This is a genomic window from Cellvibrio sp. ATLC23, assembly GCF_057196725.1.
Genome location: NZ_JBXUOS010000001.1, coordinates 344,155 through 368,031, shown reverse-complemented (window position 1 = coordinate 368,031; position 23,877 = coordinate 344,155). Strand labels below are relative to the sequence as shown.

General features: G+C 49.3%; 15 protein-coding genes. 12 read left to right on the top strand and 3 right to left on the bottom strand.

Annotated elements, in window-relative coordinates:
* Positions 1-54: 54 nt before the first annotated feature.
* The 5 genes from AC2CG4_RS01500 to AC2CG4_RS01480 all read left to right on the top strand — a co-directional run bounded on the left by AC2CG4_RS01500 (position 55) and on the right by AC2CG4_RS01480 (position 4,826).
* Positions 55-1,185: an MlaE family ABC transporter permease gene (locus AC2CG4_RS01500; protein ID WP_484484572.1), complete on the top strand. Its 1,131-nt coding sequence runs from the start codon at positions 55-57 to the stop codon at positions 1,183-1,185.
* Between the two features lie 2 nt (positions 1,186-1,187).
* Positions 1,188-1,958 (top strand): ABC transporter ATP-binding protein, encoded by a 771-nt coding sequence (locus AC2CG4_RS01495; RefSeq protein ID WP_484484571.1) that lies wholly within the window; start codon positions 1,188-1,190, stop codon positions 1,956-1,958.
* On the top strand, positions 1,955-2,962 hold the full coding sequence (locus AC2CG4_RS01490; RefSeq protein WP_484484570.1) for an MlaD family protein: 1,008 nt from the start codon (positions 1,955-1,957) through the stop codon (positions 2,960-2,962). The genes AC2CG4_RS01495 and AC2CG4_RS01490 overlap by 4 nt, the downstream gene beginning before the upstream one ends.
* A gap of 1 nt (position 2,963) precedes the next feature.
* On the top strand, positions 2,964-3,542 hold the full coding sequence (locus AC2CG4_RS01485; RefSeq protein WP_484484569.1) for a PqiC family protein: 579 nt from the start codon (positions 2,964-2,966) through the stop codon (positions 3,540-3,542).
* A 108-nt stretch (positions 3,543-3,650) separates the two neighbouring features.
* Positions 3,651-4,826, top strand: coding sequence for a YihY/virulence factor BrkB family protein (locus tag AC2CG4_RS01480; RefSeq protein WP_484484568.1), 1,176 nt, complete (start codon positions 3,651-3,653; stop codon positions 4,824-4,826).
* A 29-nt stretch (positions 4,827-4,855) separates the two neighbouring features.
* Here the strand turns inward: AC2CG4_RS01480 and AC2CG4_RS01475 are convergent, their stop codons facing one another.
* Positions 4,856-6,847, bottom strand: a complete 1,992-nt coding sequence (locus tag AC2CG4_RS01475; protein WP_484484567.1) for an AsmA family protein — start codon at positions 6,845-6,847, stop codon at positions 4,856-4,858.
* Positions 6,848-7,021: 174 nt separating this feature from the next.
* On the opposite strand from AC2CG4_RS01475, the gene AC2CG4_RS01470 reads away from it, so the two are divergent.
* The 3 genes from AC2CG4_RS01470 to glgP are packed head-to-tail and all read left to right on the top strand — an operon-like array spanning position 7,022 to position 13,387.
* On the top strand, positions 7,022-8,020 hold the full coding sequence (locus tag AC2CG4_RS01470) for a 2-hydroxyacid dehydrogenase (protein ID WP_484484566.1): 999 nt from the start codon (positions 7,022-7,024) through the stop codon (positions 8,018-8,020).
* 27 nt (positions 8,021-8,047) lie between these two features.
* Complete coding sequence (locus tag AC2CG4_RS01465; protein WP_484484565.1) at positions 8,048-10,810, top strand: cation-translocating P-type ATPase; 2,763 nt, start codon at positions 8,048-8,050, stop codon at positions 10,808-10,810.
* 18 nt (positions 10,811-10,828) lie between these two features.
* Positions 10,829-13,387 (top strand): alpha-glucan family phosphorylase, encoded by a 2,559-nt coding sequence (gene glgP / locus AC2CG4_RS01460; protein ID WP_484484564.1) that lies wholly within the window; start codon positions 10,829-10,831, stop codon positions 13,385-13,387.
* A gap of 16 nt (positions 13,388-13,403) precedes the next feature.
* Here the strand turns inward: glgP and AC2CG4_RS01455 are convergent, their stop codons facing one another.
* On the bottom strand, positions 13,404-15,017 hold the full coding sequence (locus AC2CG4_RS01455; RefSeq protein WP_484484563.1) for an L-lactate permease: 1,614 nt from the start codon (positions 15,015-15,017) through the stop codon (positions 13,404-13,406).
* 219 nt (positions 15,018-15,236) lie between these two features.
* Between AC2CG4_RS01455 and AC2CG4_RS01450 the strand changes: the two genes are divergently transcribed.
* On the top strand, positions 15,237-16,409 hold the full coding sequence (locus AC2CG4_RS01450) for an MFS transporter (RefSeq protein WP_484484562.1): 1,173 nt from the start codon (positions 15,237-15,239) through the stop codon (positions 16,407-16,409).
* A gap of 91 nt (positions 16,410-16,500) precedes the next feature.
* On the opposite strand, the gene purU is transcribed toward AC2CG4_RS01450, so the two are convergent.
* On the bottom strand, positions 16,501-17,361 hold the full coding sequence (gene purU, locus AC2CG4_RS01445; protein ID WP_484484561.1) for a formyltetrahydrofolate deformylase: 861 nt from the start codon (positions 17,359-17,361) through the stop codon (positions 16,501-16,503).
* Positions 17,362-17,990: 629 nt separating this feature from the next.
* Between purU and AC2CG4_RS01440 the strand changes: the two genes are divergently transcribed.
* From AC2CG4_RS01440 to AC2CG4_RS01430, 3 genes are all read left to right on the top strand, one after another.
* Positions 17,991-19,112, top strand: coding sequence for a mechanosensitive ion channel family protein (locus AC2CG4_RS01440; protein ID WP_484484560.1), 1,122 nt, complete (start codon positions 17,991-17,993; stop codon positions 19,110-19,112).
* A 97-nt stretch (positions 19,113-19,209) separates the two neighbouring features.
* Positions 19,210-20,997, top strand: a complete 1,788-nt coding sequence (gene treZ, locus AC2CG4_RS01435) for a malto-oligosyltrehalose trehalohydrolase (protein WP_484484559.1) — start codon at positions 19,210-19,212, stop codon at positions 20,995-20,997.
* A 26-nt stretch (positions 20,998-21,023) separates the two neighbouring features.
* Positions 21,024-23,876 carry a malto-oligosyltrehalose synthase gene (locus AC2CG4_RS01430; RefSeq protein WP_484484558.1) on the top strand — a complete coding sequence of 951 codons (2,853 nt, stop codon included), beginning with the start codon at positions 21,024-21,026 and terminating at the stop codon, positions 23,874-23,876.
* The last annotated feature ends 1 nt before the right edge of the window (position 23,877 follow it).

The following is a 23,877-nucleotide window of genomic DNA, read 5'->3' as shown; positions in this document are numbered from 1 at the left end:
ATGCTTGCCGATTTGTATTATGCTGAACCCCTGTAGCCCGTTTGAAATGAAAGGATGAATGTTTTGCATTTTCGCATCGAAGCCGTTGATAACACGGAACCTCAAACCGCAGCCGCAAAACTTCGGCTCAGCGGTCACTGGCAATTGGGCGATAGCCCCGACGGCGAAAGCCTCTGCGCCGCCATCCCTGAAAACTGCAAAACACTTGTTGTCGATGCCGATGAACTCGGCGAATGGGACTCCAGCCTGGCCAGCGCATTGCTGCAACTAACCCAGTGGTGCGATCAACAGCAGATTAACCTCGACACCCAACAACTGCCCGACACATTGCAACAATTGCTCGGGCTCGCCACCGCCATTCCGGCTTATCAACCCAGCAGCAGTGCCGCACGCGAACATTTTTTAATTCGCGTGTACAAAACGGCTAACAGCCAATGGCAAGGGCTGGCACGCACCCTCATTTTTATCGGCGATGCCAGCATCGCGCTGGGTAAATGGTTGCGTGGCGATGCCAAAACCCGTACCCAAGATATTCTGTTTTTTATCCATCAAGTCGGCCCTCGCGCCCTCGCGATAGTCACCTTGATCGCACTGCTAGTCGGCATGATTCTCGCGTACCTCGGCTCAGTGCAGTTACGCCAACTGGGCGCACAAGTGTATGTCGCCGATTTGGTTGCGCTGGGAATGGTACGCGAGATGGGCGCACTGATGACCGCCGTTATCATGGCGGGCCGCACCGGGGCCGCCTACGCCGCACAATTAGGCACCATGCAAGTCAACGAAGAAATTGACGCACTCAAAACCATGGGGGTGTCTACCATGGAATTTTTGGTGCTACCGCGTTTGTTGGCGCTGGTATTTATTATGCCGCTGTTGTGCGTTTACGCCGATGTGGTCGGCATGCTGGGCGGTGCGTTGGTCGCCACCGGAATGGATGTGAACTTCAGCCAATATATTTTGCAAACCCAAGGTGCAGTGGACTGGATGGACATTGCCACCGGTTTAATTAAAAGCGTGTTCTTCGGTATTTTAATTGCCGTTGCTGGCTGCCAAGCGGGAATAGATTGCGGCCGCAATTCCGATGCAGTGGGCATGGCCGCCACTAATGCTGTAGTGCGCGCCATTGTGTATCTAGTCGTAGCCGATGCCGCCTTCAACATTCTTTACGACAAGCTGGGAATTTAACCATGAGTACTACGCCCTTTATTAGCGTACGCGATCTCAGCATTGGCTACGGCGAGCGTGTGGTGCAACAGGATTTGAATTTTGATATTCGCAAAAATGATATTTTTTTTGTGATTGGTGGTAGCGGCTGCGGCAAAACCACACTACTCAAACATATGATTGGTTTGATTGCGCCCAGCAAAGGTGAAATTCGCTACGAGGGTGTCAACTATTATGAATCAGACGACGAAACCAAATTAACGCTGCTGCAAAACTGGGGTATTACTTATCAATCGGGCGCACTTTTTTCCAGCATGACCCTCGCCGAAAATATTGCATTGCCCTTGCAGCTGTATACCGACTTATCGGAAAAACAAATCGCCGAAACTGTCGCTTACAAGTTGGCCTTAGTTGGCTTGGCTGGATACGAAACTTTTTACCCCGCTGAAGTCAGTGGCGGCATGCATAAACGCGCAGGCCTTGCCCGCGCCATTGCACTTGACCCGGAATTATTATTTTTTGATGAACCCTCCGCAGGGCTAGATCCCATCAGCTCCTTGCGGCTCGACCAATTAATTGTACAAATCTGTAAAGCGCTGGATTCCACGGTCATCATCGTGTCCCATGAGCTGCCCAGTATTTTATCCATCGGCACCAACTGTGTGTTTCTCGATGCGCAAGCGAAAACCATGTTGGATGCAGGCGACCCGAAACATTTGCTACATCACAGCCAACAAGAAAAAGTGCGACAATTTTTAAGCCGTGCAGGAACCGCAGAAACGGAGCGACAATGAATAAGAACCTGAAACAGAAAAAAACCAAAAACAACAAAGCACTCACCATAGGCGCGTTTATTGTCGGCGCTTTAACATTGATATTTTTTGCGCTGATATTTTTTTCTGGCGGCAATATGTTCTCGCAGAAAGAACGCGTCATTATGTATTTTGAAGGTTCGGTCCAAGGGCTGCAAATTGGCGCACCCATTAAATTAAAAGGGGTGATTATTGGGGAAATAACCGATATTCAAATCAACTTTGACAATAACGATCAGACCAACAATAACAAAGGTAATGTTCTCACAGCGGTGACGGGTGACTTGGCCTTGAAACACATCAACCGAAAAGGCACTGAGGTCAAACGCGAGTTTTTTGAAGAGGCTATTAATAAAGGTTTGCGCGCGCAATTAAATTTCCAAAGTTTTCTGACCGGCTTGTTATATGTTGAACTGGACTTTTTTCCCGATACGTCAGCCGTATTATACGGAGCAAAAGATGACTCTCTGGAATTGCCCACCGTGGGTACCGGTTTCGAAGAGATCACCAAGAACTTACAAGAATTGAACCTCAAAGGCATAGCAAAAAACCTCGAAAAACTGACCTCACGGTTAGCAAAAATAGCTGCAAACGGTGCAATAGAAGACACCTTAACCAGTGTAAAAACCGCTGCAGATACCTTTTCACAAGCGGGGCAAGATGTGAGCAGACTCAGCAAAAACCTGGACAAGACCAACAGCGAATTGCGCCAGCTACTCGCCAACCTCAATCAACAAACACCGGCAGTCGCCAATGAATTAAGAACGACAATGGTGCGGGTGCAGAAAAGTTTGGATGAATTGGATAAAGCGACCAATAGCATTCACCACAGTTTTTCTGACGACTCGCCACTGATCTACCAACTCAACCAAACCCTGGTTGAAATAAGCCAATCGGCACAAGCCTTCCGTTCACTCAGCGAAACACTTGATCAACAGCCCGAAGCGCTATTGCGTGGCAAACAACTTACCAATAAGGACGAATAATATGATGCGCACCTTAATTCTCACCATCATCACAACAAGCCTTTTAGTGGGCTGCCAGCATTCACCACGAAAACAATTTTATTTATTGAGCGCAACAAACAGCAATGCTCAACCAACGGCGATAACCCACTCAGTTGGCTTGGGCCCAATTGTGGTTGCGGATTATTTACAACGTTCACAATTGCAGGTGAATCGCAGCGAAAACAGTTTGCAACTAACCGAAAACGCCTACTGGGGTGAACCCTTACAAAAAGGTATCACCCGCGTATTAGCGATCAACCTGATGAACCAAGACCCGAGCCGTGCCATCGAAATGTTTCCGTGGCGCCATGATAGTGCGCCCACATTTAGCATCCGTTTACATATCCATGAATTGCACGTAATTAATGGGAAAGCAGTCATCAATGCCAGCTGGAAACTTATCGATAGTACCACCAAACAAACAGTGGCTCAGCAGCATTATATTGATAGTCAAGATTGCAATGGCTCTCCTGAAAGCCTCGCGGAAGCCTATAGCGCACTTGTAGCAATGTTGGCGGGCACAATGAGCAGCGCGCTCGAAACCGCCGAACAACAATAGTCAAGGACTGTAACTAAGCAAGGTGTGCGACCGCACTGTGACCATCGCACACACCCCGCCATAATCAATAATAAATAGCGTTCTTAATCCTTTCTTCAAGGATATAAAATGATCCCACGCCAACAAATTAAAAATTTTAGCCATATTTTTCGTGACACATTCAACCAGTGGCTTGAAAGAGAACCCTTCAGAAACTCGGCGGTAATTTCGTTTTATACGATATTTTCACTGCCGGGGTTGTTAGTGATTATTATTAATCTAGCGGGATATTTTTATGGTGAAGAAGCGATAACCCGTCGGATTAGCTCAGAAATAGAAGGCATGATTGGCGCAAATACGGCTAAAGATGTTGAAACTATTATTGCCAACGCAAGTGTAAATCAAGACTTTACCTTCTCTTCATTAATTGGCGTGGCGACTTTAATTTTTGGTGCAACCGGGGTTTTTTATCAGTTACAACAGACCCTCAACCAAATTTGGGAAGTGCAGCCGCAAACCGAGCGAAAAATTGTGAAAATGATTTTAGATCGGGTTTTTTCCTTTGGGCTAATTCTTGCGGTCGGATTTATTTTATTAGTATCTCTATTACTGTCAGCATTACTTTCAATTATAGGTGATTGGGTTTCATACTACTTTTCCGCCACCTTTAATATGGTCTTTCGCCTTCTGGATTTTTCATTGTCGCTAGCGGTTATCACTTTTCTCTTTGCCGCTATTTTTAAATTCCTTCCAGACGCCAAAATTCCATGGAAAGATGTGTGGATTGGCGCCTTCGTAACTGCATTACTCTTTGTACTGGCTAAATTGGCGCTCGGGTTTTATTTCGGCCATAGCTCCCCCGCCTCTGCCTACGGTGCCGCTGGCTCAATTATTCTGATTATGCTCTGGGTTTCTTACGCCGGATTGATCCTATTATTCGGCGCCGAGTTTACCCGCATTTATGCTAACCGCCGTGGCGAGCATATTGAACCCTCGGAATTCGCCATCTCCACAAACGGAACAATCAATGAGGACACCAGCGTGAAAGATACAATCGACAACATTGAAAATAAATCTAACTTTACTGATTCTGATCGGCAGGAAAAATTCAATCCCGGAAAAATCAACCCCAAGGAAACTCATCAAGCCCCAGTAACCGACCATGTTTATCCATTAGATAAAGATATGGTGATGGATGCAAAAGCGTCTCAAGCTTCCAGCCCTGACGACGTATCAGTCAGCGGCGAAGAAGATCCTGGCGTGGGATTGGAATTTCTGGTAACCAATAACAAACCGGAAAAATAATGTCACTACATAAATTTTCAGATGTTTTTTTATTCGTTCGATAAATATGAAGCCACTTTCACCGCGTCTATTAATGCTTGACAGTCGGCATCTCGATCATCCCCTTTTTCCACAAACGCGAATATCGCGGTAAATGGGCTCAACAGCGCACCGAGCGCGATAGCTGCGGACCCACGCACAGTCGTTTTTTCCTGATCAAGACCTACTTGCGGGTTTTTAAGTGTACCGGTTATTGTAATTGGAACGTGTAGCGATAGCATGCTGTTATCTTTAGGTTTCGCATCAAGACGCGCATCAATCTTTTCACCTTCCAAATCAATCCTGACGTCACCTACCAACAATGAGTCCTTAGTATCTAGCACCACCACATCTGATTGAAGCAGCCCCTTCTTGACATCAAAATGCAGCACTCCGCAGTTAATGCTCGTGGCTTTATCTTTACCAAAAAATAGCGGCAACGCTTGCCCTATATCCAAGTCGGAAGCTTCAATTAAAAGCTGACTAATTTTGCCACCCGACATTAAAAACGTTAACTCTCCTTCGCTGCTAGCCAACACATCAGACAATGAAGCTCCTTCACCTGCTAACGAAACTCTCCCACCAATTAACCCGTCAGTGGTTTCTTTAAAACGGGTGCCACTAAAAAATTGCCGCAAGTTCAACTGGCGCACATTTAAATCCATCTTCATTGGCGGTTTTTCTGAATTAGCATTGATTTCAATTTTTCCATCCACATTACCATCCGCCAGAACCAGTTTCAGAGGATCCAATTTTAAAATGCCGTCGCGCAAATCAAACTTTACGTCCATTTCTTTAAATGGAAGATTGGGTGCTGCCACTTTCTCTGCATTCAAGCGAATATCCATATCAGTCGCACGTAAACGCTCACGCGCTAACGGAACATTAGGAATTATGGTTTTGGTTTTATCTTTGTTTTCGCGTTCCTGGGCCGGTGTTAGACCAATAAAGCCACCCAAATCTGCTGCATCAAGCACCTGCGACCGCAACTCGGCGGTTAAACTACCGCGGGAACCACTAAGGTCGTAGGATAAATCACCAGACAAGTCGCTGCTGCCCACCCGTCCGTCAAACTTTTTATAGCCCCATATTTCTCCGTTCTTAGTTAATCGGCCTGAAAAGGTGTAAGGGGGGGTTGGAGGAAGAGGAATTGCAGTAAGGTAAAAAATATCCGCCAAGCTCTCACCCTCTAACACCAGCAGCGCGTCAATTCCGACGAGTCGTAAAGGATCTTGAAATTGTCCTTCAAGCAATACTTTCGTCTCACCCATTTCCAATTTAAATTGCAATGGAAAAGGAACTGAATAATCGCGCAACGCTTCGAGAGAACCGCCCGCAGCCTCAACAATGAATGGCTGCCCTTCCATGCTTCCTTGACCCTTGAGTACATAACCCTTATCCACAGTATCCTTCTGGGACTTACTATTCGCCGCATTAATAGAATCAATGTTGATTTCGAAATTTAATTTTTTGATGGCATCATTTAAAACGAGATGACCATTAGCAATTTGCAAATGATCGATCAGCGGGACTGTAAAACGAGATTGATCAGTCGTGTCAGCCGGCGATTCAGCCCTCTCTCCCTTGGAAAACTGCCAATTAGCGGACTCGTCGAGTTTTCGCTCGAGAAATATTTTCGGCGACCGAATCACAAGCTCGCTAATGTCGACTCGCCCGCGCAACAATTGTAGGGGTCTAAACGTTACATCAATTTCGCTTACAGTGGCCATATAACTATCATTGAAGCGCGGATTGTTCTTTATAGAGAGTTTGGCAAGATGAATTCGAGTATCGCGCCAATGCCAATCGACACCAATAGAGCCATCCAAAGATATATCACGCTCTATTAACTGACTTACCTTGATCTCAATCAATGCACGCAATAGACATTCGGAAAACAATACAATACACAATATAAACACTAAGAATAGCGCCACTCCCGCTCCAAAAATTGCGGCTATCGTGGTGAAAAAAGAATACTTTCGACAATGAAACCAGCGCATAACGAGCCCAGAAAAGCGTTTAACTTCATTCTCGCCAAGAGCCTATTCAAGCTCTGTGCGCGAACACACTTACATTAAACCTTCCTATCCCTGCGCATCACAGCGCTCGCGAGACAATCGTGCGTAATTAAGATTATGATCAGACGTTGAATCGTCATTAAAAGGAAGAATCCTATGAACGTTGCCGTATTCAGTTGCAAACCCTACGACCGCGAATTTTTAGTGCGAGCTAATAGCGCACTCGTGCAGCCCCACGATTTAGTGTTTCTTGAGACTCAACTCAATTCGCAGTCCGCACTGCTGGCACAAGGCTGTACCGCAGTGTGCTGTTTTGTGAATGACCATTTGGATGCAAACGTCCTGCAGCAGCTGTCCGATTTAGGCATAAAATTAATCGCACTGCGTTGCGCTGGTTTTAATCAAGTGGATTTAGTCGCCGCAAAAAATCGTGGAATTGTTGTTGCGCGCGTCGCCGAATATTCACCCCACGCCGTTGCCGAACATGCACTGGGGTTGATTCTCATGCTCAACCGCAATTTGCATCGCGCTTATCACCGGGTACGTGAAAATGATTATTCACTCAACGGCCTGCTCGGTTTTGACTTGGTTAACAAAACCGTCGCCGTGATTGGCACCGGGAAAATCGGCGCGGTATTTGCGCGCATTCTGCAAGGTATTGGGTGCAAGGTTATCGCCTACGACCCACAACCGGACGCAAACCTCGCTGCGGCGAGTGTGCGCTATGTTGCGCTCGACGACCTGTGGCCTAAGGCTGATATTATTTCCCTGCACTGCCCACTCAATAGCAACACCCACCATTTAATCAATGCCGACAGCATCGCGCAGATGAAAAACAACGTGATGATTATCAATACCGGTCGCGGCGGCTTAATTGATACACGCGCGGCAATCAGCGGACTCAAAAGCAAAAAAATTGGCCATCTCGGTCTGGATGTTTACGAGGAAGAAGGCGATTTATTTTTTGAAAACCAGTCCAATGCGCTCCTGCAAGACGATGTGTTTGCCCGCCTGCTGACCTTTCCCAATGTGGTAATCACCGGCCACCAAGCGTTTTTCACCCGCGAGGCGCTCACTGCCATCGCCGATATTACCCTCGCCAATATCACCCATTTTGAGCGCAACGAATTGGCGCAGATGTGCACCGTTAATTAATTCACAGACCAACCGAAGGAATAATTGATGGACACACTCACCAGCACCAGCGTTACTCAGTCAACGCTGGTGGATGACGCCCACGCGCAAACCACGGAACAATTGTTCAGCAGCCTCGATAGCGGCCCCACTGGCATCACCGACGCAGAAGCGACCAGCAGACGCCAGCACTGGGGGCCTAATCAATTGCCCATCACCCCGCCCACGCCCGCTTGGCGCCTTTGGTTGCGGCAATTTAACAATCTGTTTATTTACGTTTTATTAGCCAGCTCAGCGATTAGCATCGCCCTGCAACATTGGATCGATGCCGGAGTGATTTTTGCGGTGATCCTGATCAACGCGACTATCGGTTACCTACAGGAAGGCAAAGCCGAAGCGGCGCTCCGCGCGATTATGTCGATGAGCAAAAGCCTGTGCATGGTGATGCGTAGCGATACGGGTGCCGCCATCAGTATCGATAGCAGCCAGTTGGTGCCGGGGGACCTGGTGCTACTGCAAGCGGGCGATAAGGTGCCCGCAGACCTGCGCTTGGTTGAGTGCAAAGAACTGCGCTGCGATGAAGCTTTACTCACTGGCGAATCCCAATCGGCAAGCAAAACCACCATCGCACTTGAGGCCGCCACACTGCTCGCTGAACGCCGCAATATGGCCTACATGGGCACCCTGGTGACGCAGGGCGCAGCGCGCGGGTTGGTGATCAACACCGGCAGCCATACCCAGATTGGCGCCATCAACGAGCTGGTGCAAACTGCAAAAACCAGCGCGACGCCTTTACAGCGCCAACTGGGCAAACTCGCGCAACAGCTGACACTAATGATTTTAATAGTGACGGCTGCGACCATGGCTTTCGGCATTCTGGTGCGCGATTACTCGCTGGCACAAATGTTCCAAGCCGCAATTGGTATCGCGGTTGCCGCCATCCCTGAAGGCCTGCCCGCCATAGTCACTATCGCCCTTGCCTTTGGTGTCGGGCGCATGGCGACGGAGCATGCGCTGGTGCGTCGGCTACCGGCGGTAGAGGTATTAGGCTCAGTGGATGTGATTTGTACCGACAAAACCGGCACGCTCACCGCCAATGCGATGACCACTCGGCAGCTTGTCACTGCCAGCACCCACTACTGGGTCAGCGGCGAAGGTTATGAACCCCATGGAGAATTTCGCCGCGCAGGTGAACCGCAACCGATAGGGCCCGAAACACTCAGCAGCGACCATCAACTAAACCAGGCCTGCCGTATCGCACTGCTCTGCAACGATGCCAATCTCACCCGCAGTGACAAGGGCTGGCAACTGCATGGCGATCCCACCGAGGGCGCGCTCTATGTGCTAGCACTCAAATTAGGGCTGAGGGCTGCGCAGGCACAACAGCAATGGCCGAGACTCGATACGCTACCGTTTGAATCCGAAAAGCGTTACATGGGCGTGTTGTATCGCGACGACAATGGCACAGCAGAGCGCCAACACATCATGGCCGTAAAGGGTGCGCCCGACCGCTTGCTGGAGCTTTGCCAATGGCAACTGGGAACCTGCGGCAATGAGCCTTTGAACAAAACCTACTGGTTACAACAACTGAATGATCTCGCCACTCAGGGTATGCGGGTATTAGCGCTGGTCTGCAAAAGCCTTCCGGATGACCAACAAACACTTAGCCATCAAGACATGCAAGAAGGCCTGGTAATGGTGGCACTTGCGGGGCTGAGTGATCCGCCGCGTCCCGAGGCCATCACCGCTATTTCTGCCTGTCGCAGTGCGGGAATCAGGGTAATGATGATTACCGGCGACAACCCGGTGACTGCGGCAGCGATCGGCAAAGAACTAGGGCTCAATGCGACCAAGGTGATGACCGGTGCCGAATTGGATTTGCTCAGCCCAGCTGAATTCAGCCAGATTGCTGAAACCGTGAATATTTTTGCGCGCACCAGCCCTGCCAACAAACTACAGCTGGTGGAAGCGCTGCAAGCAGGCCAACACACGGTTGCCATGACCGGCGATGGCGTTAACGATGCCCCCGCCCTACGCACCGCCGATATAGGCGTTGCTATGGGAATGAAAGGCACGGATGCGGCGCGCGAAGCGAGTGCGATTGTGCTGACCGACGACAACTTTGCCACAATCGAACAGGCGATAATTGAAGGACGCAGGATTTACGACAACATCGTCAAATCCATCGCTTTCATATTGCCCACCGGTCTTGCCGAAGCCAGCGTGATTGCACTGGCCATCATCATGGGCTGGATGCTACCCATCACCCCCGCTCAGGTATTGTGGATAAACACCATCACCGCAGTGACTCTCTCGCTGGCGCTGGTGTTTGAGCGCAGCGAAGCCAACATCATGGCGCGCCCGCCACGCCACCGCCAGCAAGGCATCATCAATTTGGCGTTGCTATACCGCATCCTGCTAGTCGGCGGTTTAGGCGCAGCGACGGTATTCACGCTGTTCGGCTGGAAACTTGGGCAGGGGGCGAGCATCGAGCAGGCACATGCTATCGCCGTTAATGCGCTGGTCATCTTTGAATGTTTTTATTTGCTCGGTGCGCGCTCGTTTTACGACGCCATCTGGCACTCGCGCTATTGGCAAGGCATAGGCCCCAGCCTATTGGCAATTATCCTGGTGCTGATTTTCCAACTGCTATTCACTTATCTGCCGTTGAGTCAGACGCTGTTTTCGGTCGCTGCTATTAGCCCTGGGGATTGGCTGATCATCACGCTCGCCACCAGCCCGATTGTTGTGCTCGTCGAGGGTGAGAAATTCATCGCCCGGCGTCAACAAAGGCGCCACGCAACCGAATAGCCTCACCAGGAGATTGTTATGCCCAGTTTTGAACGCCTGTTACCCGAGCCCCTGTTGGTATTACAGGAACTCGCCTCCGACTTGCACTGGTGCTGGAACCACGCGAGCGACCAACTTTGGCGGCGCTTAAATGCCGAAGTATGGGAGCAGACCGGCAACCCGGTGAGCGTGTTACAACTGACCAGCGGCGCGGAATTAGAGCGGTTGGCAGCAGATACTGAGTTTTTGCAAGAACTGCACCGGCTGGTCAAAGCACGGGAAGATTACCTGTTCGAGCAGGGCTGGTACGCACGTACCTATACCAATGTACCCGATTCGACCAATGTACCCGATGCGACCAATGCGTCCGATTCGACCAATGCACAGCTGCGCGGAATCGCCTACTTCAGCATGGAGTTTGGGCTGTGCGATGCACTGCCACTCTACGCTGGTGGGCTGGGCATGTTGGCCGGTGACTATCTTAAAACCGCCAGCGATTTGGGCTTGCCATTGGTGGGCATCGGCCTCTTGTATCAAGAGGGGTATTTTCACCAAAGCATCAACCGCGACGGCTGGCAGGAAGAAACATACCTCTACAACGACCCCGGCAGCCTGCCCATTGAGCCATTGCGCGATAGCGATGGCCGCTGGCTAGACATTGAAACCAGTTTTTTATGCCGCCGCGTGCGCTTTCGAATCTGGGTGGCACAGGTTGGCCGAGTGAAGCTCTACTTGCTCGACAGCAATCACCCCTGCAACCAACCCCATGACCGGGGCATCACCAGCCAGCTTTACGGCGGTGGTACGGAGTTGCGGCTAGTGCAAGAAATCGCGCTAGGTATTGGTGGCTGGCGGCTGATTGAAACCCTTGGCTTGGATATCGACATCTGCCACCTGAACGAGGGGCACGCCGCTTTTGCCACCTTGGAGCGCATTCGCTGTTTCTGCGACAAACACAAGGTGAACTTTTGGGAGGCACTCTGGGCAACCCGAGCGGGCAATGTGTTTACCACCCACACTCCAGTCGCCGCTGGGTTTGATCGCTACCCCGCCGAACTTTTGCATCGCTACGCTGGGGAATCGGCGCTGGCGATGGGTGTAACACTGGACGATATTCTGGTACTCGGGCGCGCCAACCCCAGCGACAGCAGCGAACCCTTCAATATGGCCTACCTCGCGATGCGCACCTGTGCGCGCAGCAACGGGGTGAGCGAACTGCACGGGCGCGTGAGCCAACGCATTTTCCAACCGCTATTCCCGCGCTGGCCAGAGCGCGATGTGCCGGTGGGCCATGTCACCAACGGCGTGCATATTCCCACCTGGGATTCGCCCGAGGCAGATGCCATTTGGACCCAGGCGTTTGGCAAAGATCGCTGGCGTGATGACCTGCATAAACTCGACCCCGCCGCCTTGCAGCACGTCAGCGACCAGCAGTTATGGCAGATGGCCGCGGCGGGTCGCGCGCGCTTGGTGGACTATGCGCGCCAGCGGTTTGTGAGCCAATGGCGCCATGAGTCCTCGTCCTCCAGCTGTGCAATCCCCGTTGCAATGCCACTTGACCCCGCCATTCTCACTCTGGGTTTTGCCCGTCGTTTTGCCGAGTACAAGCGCCCGGACTTACTCCTGCATGACCCAGATCGTCTCGCGCGCATTCTGTGCCATGCGCGCTTTCCGGTGCAGCTGATTGTCGCCGGTAAAGCACACCCAGCGGATGCCATGGGCAAAACCAAACTGAAAGCCTGGCAACAATTTTTGCAGCGGCCAGAAGTCGCCACCCATCTGGTATTTATCGAAGATTACGACATAGACCTGGCGCAACATTTGGTACAGGGTGTCGATTTGTGGATCAACAACCCGCGCCGCCCCTGGGAAGCCAGCGGCACGAGCGGTATGAAAGTCTTGGTCAATGGCGGATTGAATTTATCGACACTGGATGGCTGGTGGGCCGAAGCCTATCAGCCCGAGTTCGGCTGGGCCTTGGGCGATGGACAGGAGCATGACACAGCGCAAGACAGCATCGACGCAGAGCAACTCTATCGCCTGCTGGAAGACGAAGTAATCCCGCGCTTTTACGCGCGTGATGCCGACGATCTACCCAAGGAGTGGATCGCGCAGATGCGGACCAGCATGGCGCAATTGACCCCGCGCTTTAGCAGCAACCGGATGTTGCAGGAGTATCTGGAGCAGTATTACTTACCCGCTGCAGAGGGGTTTCAACAGCGGATTGAAAATCAGGCGAGTCTCGCCCGGGCGCTCAATCTTTGGACGCGTCACTTACACCAACATTGGCACGAAATTCATATCGGCGAGCGCAGCCTCAGCGAGACGCAAACCGGCTGGCAATGGGAGGCAAATATCCACTTGGGAGCGATTGCACCGAAGCACATCGCGGTGGAAGCAATCGCCGACGCAACCGATACGCACCCCGCTGCGCGCATCGCGTTTACACTCGTCCGCGCCGGTATCGCCAATTCCTATCACTACACTGGCCTACTGCCACAGGATCGCCCCGCTAGCGACTTTAGCTTGCGTGTCATTCCCGCGCATTCACAGGTACAGGTGCCAAATGAAAACCCACTGATTTATTGGCAGCAATAAACCTTGCCGAATTTAATCAGCCAGCAAGCCACCAGCCGATCAAGCCCGCCGCGCTGCAATAAAGCAGTGCGGGCAGGAGCGTGAGGCGAATAATCTCACCTTCGCGCCCCATCAACTTAACCACCGAGGCCGCCGCGACAACATTCATCACGCAAATCATATTGCCCGCATTGGAGCCAAGCATTTGCAGAGCGACAATCACCTTGGGCGATAAGCCACTAGCCAGCGCGGCATCCTGCTGCAGACTGGCAAACATCATGTTGGAAAAAGTGGATGAGCCAGCAACAAAACTACCCAGCGCACCAATAAACGGTGCCACCAGCGGCCAATGGCTGGCAAAACTGGCCGCCGCCAACTGCCCCAACGCCGTTGGCATAGCGGGAAGATCAACACCATTCACCCCGGAATTGATGAAAATTCGCACCATGGGCACAGAAGCACCCAGCGCAATCAGCGTTGGCAGCAAGCGCATAAGAGAGTCGCGCCAGACCAAAGCTGTAGTCGCCAAGGGCAGTCGATTACACACTGCCACCGCGAGTGCTATCAACACAAACAAGGTGCCGGGCAGATACAAAGGCATAACACGGGTAGATATTCCGGTACCCAGAAGGTGCTTAAAATCCACCACAACGGATTGCAATAGCGCTTTAAATGGCAAGGCGTCTATGCGGGTCAATACCAATAACCCGACTAAAACCAGGTAGGGAAGCCATGCCGCAAACAACCCCATTGGTGCTCTACCCGTGGGGGATAAGAACGAGGCGCCATGCTCTGTACCTAGCTCGTCGGCAGTGGGTAAACGCCAAGGCGTGCTCGGCAGTAACCAGCCGCGACGAGCCACCAAGACCACTAACCCCAAGCCCACTAAGGCCCCCAGTAAACTGGGAAACTCTGGGCCTAAAAAGCGCGCAACCAAATGCGCGGGAAGGGTAAAAGCCAAGCCGCTGAAAAGTGCAAAAGGCCCTAGTTCCAGACCCTCGCGCCAGGATTTATGGGCACCGAAAAAGCGGGTGAGCAACACCACCATCAACAGGGGTAAACAGCTCGCGATCAACAAATCCATAGCGCTTGCCGTCACAGCTATCGCCTGCAATTCACTGGGGCTGACACCGGGAATACCCTGCCCCACACCCACAATCACCGGCGTGCCAATTGCCCCAAACGAGACGGGTGCGCTGTCGCCAATCAACGCCATCACCACCGCTGCCATAGGCGGAAAGCCCAGCGCCACCAGCAGCGGAGCACCTATGGCAGCAGGCGTACCAAAACCGCTGGCACCTTCAAGGAAAGCGCCAAATAGCCAAGCGACGATAATGACCTGCACACGATGATCGCGCGAGATGCCGGAGAACCCTTGGCTAATCACCACTAAGGCGCCCGTCGCCCTGAGGGTATTGAGCAGCACAATGGCGCCCAATACGATCACTAAAATCGTGAACGCAATAATCCAGCCCTCCAGCACCGACGCAGCCAATTGCACCACCGGTATCTGCCACACCCAAAATGCCGCAGCGGCTGTTGCCAATAAACTCAGTGGCATGGCGCGGGAGGCAGGTAAACGCAGCAGCACTAGCAACAAAAAAACAGCAAGAATGGGAACCAGTGCGGCGAGTAATTGAAGTGGAGCCATAAGCGAATCCTGCGCAATGAATTTGGAGTCTGTACTCAGTGAAAGTCTAAACCCTTCTGGTTCACCATCACTTGCGTTAGATCATCTTGGGCGCACAATCATCGCCCAGCAGCGCTTTACAATTCCTCACCTCAGCGCGCCATGGGGATTGGTATAGTGCGCGCGTTTTATCTGACTAACCCCCTATGCGCCCTTTATTTCCTAGTCTGACGAATTTTTATGGCTGTTACTGATTTATCTCTCCCCCAGGTTGCACACGCCAGCAAAGCACAAATATCCACTCGTTTTGCTTTTTTGATCACCGGCCTTGCCATGTCTGCCTGGGCGCCACTGATTCCGTTTGTTAAAACACGGCTGGCGATTGGCGAATCCACCCTCGGTTTATTGATTCTGTGTTTTGGCGTCGGCTCGCTGCTGGCGATGCCCGTGACCGGGCCGCTGGTAAACCGGTACGGCTACCGCCGAATAATCACCGTCAGTTTGTTACTTATGTGTGTAAGTTTGGTGTGCCTCACCGTTTCCCCAAGCCTTCCCATCATGGCCATAAACCTGCTGGTGTTCGGCATGACACTCGGCGCCACCGACGTCGCTATGAACATGCAAGCGGTGGTGGTAGAAAAAGCCAGCGGCCGCGCGATGATGTCGGGTTTCCACGGTTTTTACAGTCTGGGCGGGATCTTTGGCGCAGTGATGATGAGTGGGCTTATGTGGCTGGGTTTATCGCCCTTTCACGCCCTGCTCTGCCTGACCATCGCTCTCTTACTGATGCTGGCTTACTGCGCAAAAGATCTATTGCCCAAAAACAATAGCGAAAACAGCAGCGACGAACGCGAACCCTTTTTTGTTTTGCCACGGGGCAAAGTATTACTCATCGGCGCGCTCTGTTTTGTCGCCTTTCTCGCTGAAGGTGCAGTGCTGGATTGGAGCGCGGTATTCCTCAATACCTTGCGCGGTATAGATCCAATCTACGCCGGATTAGGCTTCGCCTGTTTCTCCGTCGCCATGACTATTGGCCGCTTCACCGGCGATAAAATCGTCAACGTCCTCGGCGGCACCCGCGTAATATTTTGGGGCGGGCTCTGCGCTGCACTCGGTTTTTTGTTGGTAGTGTTTATCCCTTTTACCGCCGCAGCATTTATTGGTTTTATACTGGTCGGTTTGGGTGCATCCAACCTGGTGCCAGTGCTGTTTACTGCTGCGGGCAACCAAACTGCCATGCCCATGGGCTTAGCGATTTCTGCGGTGGTGAGCATGGGTTATGCGGGATTATTGGCGGGGCCAGCTCTGATTGGTTTTATCGCTGAGATAAGCAGCTTGAATGTGTCGTTTGGCATTGTTGCACTGGGCTTGTTGGCGTTGGCGGTGTCGGCGAAAAAGGCGACGAGCACATAACTTAATCAAATTTTTATTCCAACAAAAAAGGCGCGAAGGTAATCACTTACCTTCGCGCCTTTTTTACTGATTTTCGTGATCAGATTTTTGCCTATCGTGAAAACACTACCGTTTTCGTCCCATTCAACAACACCCGATGCTCTGCGTGCCAGCGCACCGCGCGGTTCAATACCACCGCTTCAATATCGCGCCCTATTTCGGCCATATCATCGGGCGAATTAATGTGTGATACGCGCTCGACAGATTGTTCGATAATCGGGCCTTCATCCAAATCGGCAGTGACAAAGTGTGCTGTAGCGCCGATCAGTTTAACCCCGCGCTCAAAGGCTTGGTGATAAGGTTTTGCACCTTTAAAACCCGGTAAAAATGAATGGTGAATATTAATCGCACGGCCATTTAACTTTTTACACAAATCATCCGAGAGAATTTGCATATAGCGCGCGAGCACTAAAAAATCCGCCTGTAAATCCTGCATCAATTGCCAGAGTTGCGCCTCTTGTTCTGCTTTGGTGTCGGCAGTGATTGGCAAATAGTGAAAGGGCAATTGATACCATTCGGTGAGATCGCGCATCACATTGTGGTTAGATACCACACCGACAATATCAATCGGCAGCGAACCATTTTTCCAGCTGTTAAGCAACGCATTCAAACAGTGCCCCCATTGGGAAACTGCAATCAACACACGCGGTTTGCTGCCACTGTCAAAAATATCCCAATCCATTTGGTATTGTTCACCCAGCGGTTTAAACAGCGAACGAATTTGCCCTAGGTTATAACCACTCGGGCACTCAAATACGGTGCGCATAAAAAAGCGGTTGCTTTGCACATCTTCAAACTGCGAAGACTCTTTGATGTTAAAACCCAAGGTTGCAAATAATGTGGCAACAGCGGCCACCAAACCTTTGGAATCCTGACAGCTAAACGTTAAAACAATTTCTTTGACGAAAGACATAAGCGTTCTCTTATTCAATCCGATGACGGTAAATCCGTTATTGGTTAGATTGCTTCAGTGGGCGATTTGAGCCTACCTTTAGCGTGTAAATCAACAAAACGAGCATCCTACCTATAGTTATTTACCTACGCAATTAATGTTTTCCCAATCATTGACGCACCTTAATACCCCACCTAAGTGCACCAACGTACAGATAGAAGCTTGGGCTAGATGTATTAATAACGAGCAGTCTATGCCCCCTAGGACAGCACTAGCTGCGCTCACCTTGTAAAAAATCAGATTTCTTGAAAAAAATACAAATATTGGTAAATCCATTGTCATTTAAAATTGCGTATTTAGATGACAAGGCAACATCAATACTCGAGATAGGTCTCTTATTTTACCTATTTAGCATTACTTAGCTGTAGCAGCGGACAAAAAACGCTTCACACTCTATTCATTTAATAAATTACTTAAAGTTGGATCTATTTTTGCTTTACTCCATATGCCTATTTCCGCTGCGCATTAATATCCGCTGCGAATAAGCACTTTCATGACAAAAAGAGAGTCGCCGGAAGTCACCAAAGGAAATTGCCAAACCTTATTCAAGGAAGAATAAAGGACTACCAAACACTAATGGGTTAAGAGAAATGGAAACCGTTGTAGATATCAATTGGGAATTATATGTTCCTGCGTTAAAGCTCAATGCTGTCGCTATTATTGCGATGATCTTATTGCGCTTGACTACGCCTTGGTTAACAAAATTATTAATTCGCATTACACGACCATTTCCGTTTCTGCATGTTTTAGCCAATAACATCCGTCGCCCACTACACTGGTTAATACCACTCATAGGATTTTATAGCGTTGTACACTCAGCGCCGGATGAGATGCCCTTTCTTTCCGCCATTCAAAAACTGGCTACCTTAGCATTAATCGCGACCATCACATGGCTGGGCATTGCTGCTGTTAAAGCCATTCAGGAAATTATTATCGCAAAGAATCCAATGGATATTAGCGACAACCTGGCGGCACGACGCATACAAACCCAAACCCGAGTTCTAGTGCAAACCCTTAGCTTCTTTGTATTTTTATTCGGCCTTGCTGCGATGTTGATGACCTTCCCCAGCGCGCGTCAATTTGGCACAAGCTTACTTGCATCTGCTGGCGTAGCTGGGCTTGCAGTGGGTTTTGCAGCAAAACCCGTGTTGGGCAATCTCATTGCTGGTTTGCAATTAGCCATAACACAACCTATTCGCCTGGACGATGTTGTGATTGTTGAAAACGAATGGGGGCGAGTAGAAGAAATTACCGGAACTTATATTGTCATTCGTATCTGGGATGATCGGCGTTTAATCGTGCCGCTGCAGTGGTTTATTGAAAACCCGTTTCAAAACTGGACGCGAAAAACATCTAGCTTATTAGGTTCGATATTTTTATGGGTTGATTACTCAATCAATATCGAACAATTGCGCACTGAGCTTAAAAGCTTATGCGCTCAAGTTCCCGAATTATGGGATGGCAGAGTATGCGGGTTACAAGTTACCGATAGCAATGAAAAAACCATCCAACTGCGGATGCTGGTCAGCTCCAATGACTCTTCAAAAAACTGGGACTTGCGCTGCTTTATTCGCGAAAAAATGATTAATTTTATTATGGAAAATCAGCCTGATTGCCTACCAAAATTGCGTGCCTCCATTACTGAATCCGTGCCTGATGCAGTTCCCTCGTCAGAGCAAATAGAGAAACCGGAACGCCAGCCGCCGGTGTAAAAAAGATACGATTTTTTACAGAAAATTGAGAAAACTGCCCATAGCATGGCAACGCAAATTAAATCTTTCATTTTAATTTTCAAGAGTAGAACCTCAAATGACATTATTATCGATTGATACAAATTTACTCAGAAAACCAACTCATGGAGCCCATTATAAAAATGGTAAGACAATTTTTTCGCTCTGGGCACCTGATGCACAAGAAGTGACTGTCCAGTTTGCAGATGGAAGTGAAATACCATTGGATCCTTATGATGAAGGCTGGTATTCAAAAGTTATTGGTTGCAGACCTGGAGCAAAATATAAATTTATCATCAACAGGAATTTAACTGTCCCAGATCCGGCAGCCTATGCCCAATGCGGTGATGTAAACGGCTGGAGCAAAGTGATAGATCACAGCGCCTATCAATGGAAAACACATCATTGGTATGGCAAGCCTTGGTATCAAACTGTCATTTATGAATTACATGTCGGGTTGTTGGACGGATTTAGTGGGGTAAAAAAACAGCTCCCAGATCTGGTTGAACTAGGAGTAACCGCAATTCAGTTAATGCCATTAGGGGAATTTGTCGGGGCGAGAAATTGGGGTTATGACGGTGTATTGCCCTTTGCGCCGGAAAGTAGTTATGGCACCCCAGAGGAATTAAAGGGATTAATTGATTACGCACATCAACTCGGGCTTATGGTATTTGTCGATGTGGTGTACAACCATTTCGGGCCCGAGGGAAATTATATTGGGCAATATGCGAGTGAGTTTTTCCGCAGCGATATAAAAACACCGTGGGGCAATGCAATAGATTTTCGTCGCCCTCAGGTACAGCAGTACTACATTGAAAATGCCCTTATGTGGGTGCGCAATTATCGCGTAGACGGTTTACGTTTTGATGCCGTACATGCCATCAATGACAATGATTTTCTAATCAAATTAGCCAACAGACTGCATAACGCCGTACCTCAAGGAAGATACCTTCACCTCATGCTAGAAAACGAAAATAATTCGTGCCAGTTGTTGGAAAATGGATTTATTGCACAGTGGAATGATGATGGCCACAACATATTGCACCATTTGCTCACCGGCGAGAAAGAGGGATATTATGGCAACTTTAGCGATTCCCCCACGACCAAATTAGCCCGCTGCCTTAGCGAAGGTTTTATCTTTCAAGGTGACGACTGCTTGGCCCGCAAACCCCGTGGCGAACCTAGCGCTCATTTATCTCCATTAGCTTTTATTTTATTTTTACAAAACCATGATCAAGTTGGTAATCGTGCATTGGGTGAGCGACTTACTCAATTAGCCGACCCCGATAACTTAAAAGCCGCAATTACCTTAATGCTACTTTCACCGATGATTCCCCTCTTATTTATGGGTGAGGAATTAGGTTTAGATCAACCTTTTTATTATTTTACCGATCATCCTGAAGAATTAGCGACTGCAGTCCGCGAAGGGCGTCGTAAAGAGTTTGCTTCTTTTACTGCACATCAATTATCTGATCAACATTCACTTCCCGACCCAAACGATGTTTGTACATTTGAGACATCTAAACCATTTTATTCAAAGTTAACCAAGCAACAACAAGAATGGCGTGATTTTTATCGCACCCTATTACGTTTGCGTTGTTTGGACATTATTCCCCGTTTACCCGGCACTTATTCTACCGGCGTAGAAATTTTGGGAGAAGGAGCAGTGACTGCCACCTGGACCATGGGAGATGGCAGTCAACTACGTATTGATGTGAACTTCAGCGAACAGAGTGTTGCGATAAAAGAACCATGGAATCGCAGCCGTGTTCTTTTCAATCAAGGGGTAGATTCGTTAAGTCACATGGAGAGCTTTCTGCCGAAACATTGTGCACTAGTTACTTTGGATGACGGCTGCAAATGCTAACCCAAAAGCCGGGAGGCAATTACCCTATGAGTATTAGAGCAACCGCGCGCCTACAATTTCACCAGGGCTTTACCTTCGCAGATGCATTACCGTTGGTAAGTTATTTTGCGAAATTAGGTATTAGCCATATTTATGCATCCCCAATCTTAACAGCGCGTGCTGGTTCTACTTATGGATACGATGTCATTGATCCTACTCAAGTAAATCCCGAGCTGGGAGGAGAAGATGCGTTAGAAAAATTAATTCATGAATTACGCCAGCACCATATGGGCTTTATTGTCGATTTTGTGCCGAACCACATGGCTGTTGGCGGCGCGGCTAACCCTTGGTGGCTGGATGTATTGGAATGGGGGAAACTGAGCCAATATGCGCGCTTTTTTGATATTCAATGGAATTCGCCCGATCCGTTACTGGAGGGGCAATTACTTGCACCGGTCTTACGCGCCGGTTATGGAGAAGTATTAGTCGCTGGCGATATCACCCTGCATTTCGATGCAAGCGTTGGGAAATTTTATGCGCAACACTACGATCACAAATTTCCACTCTACCCTCCCACTTACAATGAGATTCTAAATAAAACCCAGTCACCGGCACTCCATGCATTGGGCAAACGATTTTCCCTCTTAGAAAAAATGCCGGATCAATTACAACAGGCACTTGAATTACACAACTGCTTGAGTGAGTACGCAAGCCAAGATAACAATCTGCAACAAATTAACGCAGCGCTAAAGTACTTTTCGGTTGATCACAGTGTTCAAGAGCTTCCTCCGGTAGAGCAATATCAAGATGCTTCCGTAAAACGGCTGCATCAATTGCTGGAGCGGCAACATTATCGGTTAGCTGATTGGCGCACTGCCGCTGACGATATAAATTGGCGACGTTTTTTTGATATAAACGAGTTGGGAGCACTGCGTGCTGAGCGCGATGATGTATTCGAAGCAACTCATAGCAAAATATTTGATTTGATCAGCCGCGGCCTTATTGACGGGTTGCGCATCGATCATATAGATGGGTTAGCAAACCCGCGCGCTTACTGTCGCAAACTACGACGTAGAGCAGAGCGACTATTGCCCACCAACGCCTCAGGCAGAAGCTCTCACTTTCCAATTTATGTTGAGAAAATTTTAGCGGATCAAGAACAGCTGCCAGAAAACTGGCAGGTGGATGGCTCTACCGGATACGATTTCATGAATGAGGTATCACTGTTACAACACGATGATACTCATGGACAATTGCTGGCTGATTTTTGGCACGACGAAACTGGACGCTCCTCCGATTTTATGGATGAAGTAATTGAAGCGCGCAGACTCATTCTATCCACCTCCCTCACTGGCGATTTTGAAACTGTAGCCCACGGCTTATTAATGATCGCCCGTGCCGAGTTAGCGACACGGGATATTACCCTTGGCGCTATACGGCGCGCACTCTTTGAATTAATTGTGCATTTTCCCGTTTATCGCACCTACTCCCGCGCATCCATACGATCCGAGCAGGATCAATACTTTTTCCAACAAGCATTGAGTGGGGCGCGTACAAGTTTGCCTGAAAATGAATGGCACTTACTCGATCAACTTGACGCATGGTTAGGTGGAGAGCCATTGCATCAATTGCCGCCAGGCGCCATGCGCAAGTTGCGCTACCGAACACTGATTCGATTCCAACAACTCACCTCACCCATTGCTGCAAAATCAGTAGAGGACACAGCTTGCTACCGCTCTGGCGTTTTGTTATCACGCAATGATGTCGGTTTTAATCCCGAGACGCTGAGTATAAGTATTGCTGATTTCCATACACGGTGCAGCGCCCGTGCAAAACACTTTCCGCAAGCTATGTTAACAACCGCGACCCACGACCATAAGCGTGGTGAAGATACACGTGCACGGTTAGCAGTGTTAAGTGAACGTGCAGAATGGTTTATTGGCAATGTAAAACATTGGCAAGAACTCGCAACACCCATTCGCCAGTCCATAGATGATGAACCTGCGCCCTCACCTGCAGATGAAATCATGCTGTATCAAACGCTACTCGGCACTTGGCCTCTGGAACTGGATATGAAAGGGTTTGCCGATAATCGCAATAATGCAATTAATCACTACTTAAAACGCATTCAAGCATGGCAAGAAAAGGCTCTGCGCGAAGCCAAATTGCGCAGCAACTGGTCGGCACCTAACACCGCTTATGAAACTGCCTGCATGGATTTTTCCAACGCTATATTTCACGCACCGGAAGCGGTTGACTTGCGCAACAGCATTGCCGCGGCAGCATTAGAAATTTCGCCCGCAGGAGCACTAAACAGTTTGACGCAAACATTGCTGCGCATGACCACCCCCGGAATTCCAGATCTTTATCAGGGAACTGAATTGTGGGACTTTAGTTTGGTAGATCCCGACAACCGTCGCGCAGTAAATTTTGGCCCGCGCATTGCAAACCTGCAGGATACAATTACCGAAATCGATGAGCTTATTAATCAATGGACTGACGGCAGAATTAAGCAACATCTCATTGCACAAACATTGCGTTTGCGTCGGGAATTTGCGCAGGTATTTAGCCAGGGAAATTATATTCCACTCGATGTGGAAGGAGAAAAATCCAACCACATTATTGCTTTTGCGCGGCAATTGAAGCATCAAATCATCATCGTGGTAGCACCGCGATTAACTGCGCACATGCTTGCCAATCAACCTACACCTTATCCGAATCCCGACCACTGGGGCGACACTTACGTGCGCTTGCCAACAGAATTATCTATCCAAAACCTTAATAGTCTGTTCTCGCGCCATCCTTTAATTAGTGAGAATCAACGCTTACCTGTTCGTAAAATTCTGAGTGATTTTCCCGTCAATATTCTTTTCACCTCGACTGCTAATACAGGAGCTTAAC